This is a genomic window from Variovorax sp. 01T439_2 (genome assembly GCF_056398445.1).
Genome location: NZ_JBFTPJ010000773.1, coordinates 1 through 2,883, shown reverse-complemented (window position 1 = coordinate 2,883; position 2,883 = coordinate 1). Strand labels below are relative to the sequence as shown.

The following is a 2,883-nucleotide window of genomic DNA, read 5'->3' as shown; positions in this document are numbered from 1 at the left end:
TACGTACTGAGGTCTTGCCAACGGCTACCACGGTGCTGCCGATGTCCACGTGTCCAGGAAAGTGAACCTCTTTGCGAAACTCGACCAGCAACCTCGCGATGGCAAGATTGCCGCCGTCCATCAACTCGCGAATCGCAGGGGGTGAGAAGATTTCCATGCGGGCCGCTTCGAAGAGCGYGGAAATCACCGCGTTGTTCACGTGGCGGAACTGGTCGGTGTCCGCGTTGCGCAGCTTCTCGTGCGTCCAGAAGCGGAAGTCGCCGCGCACCGGCGCAGCCATTCTTCGGGGCGCTTCTGTGATGGCCTGGGCAGTCATCTGCTGCTTCTCAGGCGTTCGAGGGATGCATGTGCGCCGTCGCCTCGTGCTCGACGCGCAGGTAGAGCGTTTCCGCCATCGGCTGGCGCATCTCCTCGAGGATGTGACCGACCAGGCCGACAGCGCGCGCTGACACCGCGAGGCCGCGGCAGATCTTCCATGGGATGCCCATCTCGGAGGCGACCGCCGCCATCGCGCCGGTCACGTTGACCGGAAGCGGGCGATTGGCCTGACGCGTGGCTTCGATGCCAAGCGCTTCCATGAGCCGCACATACGGGCCGTAGTACCCGGTCTCCTTCGCGACCTTGAAGAGCGCCGGCGTGCGCGGATCGATTGGCTTGTGGAACGGATGGCCAATGCCCGGCAAGATTTCCTTGCGAGCCCGATAACCCGTGACGATTTCACGGGCCTTGGCTTCCACGTCGATTTCATCGCCGCCCTTGCCGCCATCTGGCAGGGACTCCTGCAGCAGTCGGGCAGCGTTATCGAGCGAGCCCACGAATACCGAGCCCAGGCCAAGCAAGCCTGCCGCGACTGCGGCCTGCACCGACTCCGGTGCGCCGCAATAAGTCATGCGAGTGGCGAGCGACGAAGGCGTGATGCCATGCTCGACCAGGATCACCATCATCGCGTTGAACATGCGAAGTTCGCGCTCGTCTGGAAGTCGCGCGAACAGCTGCAGGAACGCCATCTGTCCGAAGTCCACCTTGCCGACGATCTCTTCGCACAGGTCCAGGCCGTGCACCACCACCTGGGTCGGGCTGGCCCATGCGATGTCCGATTTCACTTCACCATTTTTCATGGACGTCTTTCTATTGAGCTGTTGAGGAGGGCGAGGATTCGAGATGTGGCTTCGCCATCTCGCGCAGGACGTTCTTCAAAATCTTGACCCCGTTGGGCCCGCTCGATTGCGGGAACTCGTCGATCGGCACGATGCGCCGCGGGACCTTGAAGCCCGCGATGCCGCCCTTGCAGTAGGCGAGCAATTCCGACTCCGCAGCGGGCTGCGCCGACGGTCGCACAAAAGCCACGGCCACGTCTCCCTCGCCGTCCTGGTGGACGCCCACGACCTGCGCGGCCTCGACGCCGGGGTGGCTGCAGAGAAAGTCCTCGACCTCCGTGGGATCGACCAGGTAGCCCTTCAGGCGGAGGCTGTCCTTGAGCCGCGCGAGGTAGAAGAACTCGTTGCCCTTCGCATAGGCGAGATCGCCGGTCTTGAGCCAGCCGTCGGAAGTGAACGCATCGGCCGTGGAAGCGGCGTTGTTCAGGTAGCCCTTCATGACGTTGTAGCCACGCAGTTGCAGCTCGCCCTGCTCGCCGTCTTCCTTGGGCAGGCCGGTGCCCGGATCGACGATGCGAAAGCGCATCTCCGGCGAGATCGGCGTGCCGCCGGCCATACCGCGCTCGCGAGCGTCGCCGGTCGTGTCCCGAATGGCCATCAAGGCCAGGCATTCCGACATGCCGTAGATGCCGCTCAACCGCAGACCCCAACGGCCCCAGGCCCCATCGATGACTTTGGCGCCGAGGCCGGCGAACTCGGCGAAGCCGCCGCGGCGCCAGGTCGCAAATGAGTGGCCCTGCGCGCCGAAGACCATGTCGAACATGCCGTCGGATGCGTAGAAGTGCGTTACCCCGTGACGCTCGATGGCCGCCGCGGCGGCGTCCGCCTTGAAGACCGGAAGGAACACGCAGGTGCCTCCGGCCGCGAGCGCCGCCACGGCCGAGACGAAACCGAGCACGCCATACAGCGGCAGCGCGCAGAGCATCGCGTCGCCGGGACGGATCTCCGTCACCTGGCCTGCGTTGCGAGCATGCGCGGCGAGGCCGCCCTGGGTATGCACCGCCAATTTGGGCTTGCCCGTGGTGCCGGAGGTGCTGAAGGTGCACAGCGCATCGGCATCCCGGCCGGCAAATTCGCGATGCGGCTCGCAAGCCAGCCATTGGAAGCCGCCTTCCGCAGGCACCTCGATCACATGAGCGAGTGCGGTAAGCGAAGCCTGCATAGCCCGTCCTGCACCCGCGTAGTCGAAGTCCAGAAACTTCTCGGGAACGACGAGTACGCGCGCCGCGGCAGTGCCGACAATGTGCTGCGCCTCCGACAGCTTGAGCCGCGTGCTGACCGGAACCATCAGCACCCCGAGCTGCGCAGCGCCAAACAGCAGCTGCAGCCAGATCGCGCCATCGGGAATCCAGACGGCCACAGTGTCGCCGCGACGTAGCCCCAACTGCTGCAGGAACGTGGCGGCGCACTGCCCCGCCATCTTCAGTTCGGCCCGCGTGGCCGTCTGCCCGGCGGCGTGGAACGCGGGCAATTCCGTGGAGTGTTGGTCGAGAATGTCAAAGGCCATGACCGCTCCTCATCCAGCCAGCGCCGCGCGGGCAATCTGCAGGCGCTGCATCTCGGAGGTACCTTCGCCGATGCGGAAAGCGCGCGCGTCGCGGTAGAAGCGTTCGACGGGCAGTTCGCACATGTAGCCCATGGCGCCGAAAATCTGCAGCACCCGGTCGGTGACGCGGCAACCCATCTCGCTCGCATAGTGACGCGGCAACCCATCTCGCTCGCATAG

At 65.2% G+C, this 2,883-nt stretch carries 4 protein-coding genes; all 4 read right to left on the bottom strand.

All coding sequences use genetic code 11. The features are described from left to right. Window positions 1-316: acyl-CoA thioesterase (locus AC1DOC_RS27510; RefSeq protein ID WP_478130903.1), on the bottom strand; the 316-nt coding region annotated here is incomplete at its 3' end. Between the two features lie 10 nt (window positions 317-326). Next, entirely contained in the window at window positions 327-1,118 is a 792-nt protein-coding gene (locus AC1DOC_RS27505) for a citryl-CoA lyase (protein ID WP_026284151.1), read from the bottom strand. Between the two features lie 10 nt (window positions 1,119-1,128). Next, window positions 1,129-2,664: an AMP-binding protein gene (locus AC1DOC_RS27500; RefSeq protein WP_436046310.1), complete on the bottom strand. Its 1,536-nt coding sequence runs from the start codon at window positions 2,662-2,664 to the stop codon at window positions 1,129-1,131. 9 nt (window positions 2,665-2,673) lie between these two features. Beyond that, window positions 2,674-2,883: acyl-CoA dehydrogenase family protein (locus AC1DOC_RS27495; protein WP_478130902.1), on the bottom strand; the 210-nt coding region annotated here is incomplete at its 5' end.

What these genes read in the sequence shown, in the direction of transcription:
- AC1DOC_RS27505 (WP_026284151.1), bottom strand. Translation starts at nt 1,118, where the DNA reads ATGAAAAATGGTGAAGTGAAATCGGACATCGCATGGGCCAGCCCGACC.
- AC1DOC_RS27500 (WP_436046310.1), bottom strand. Translation starts at nt 2,664, where the DNA reads ATGGCCTTTGACATTCTCGACCAACACTCCACGGAATTGCCCGCGTTC.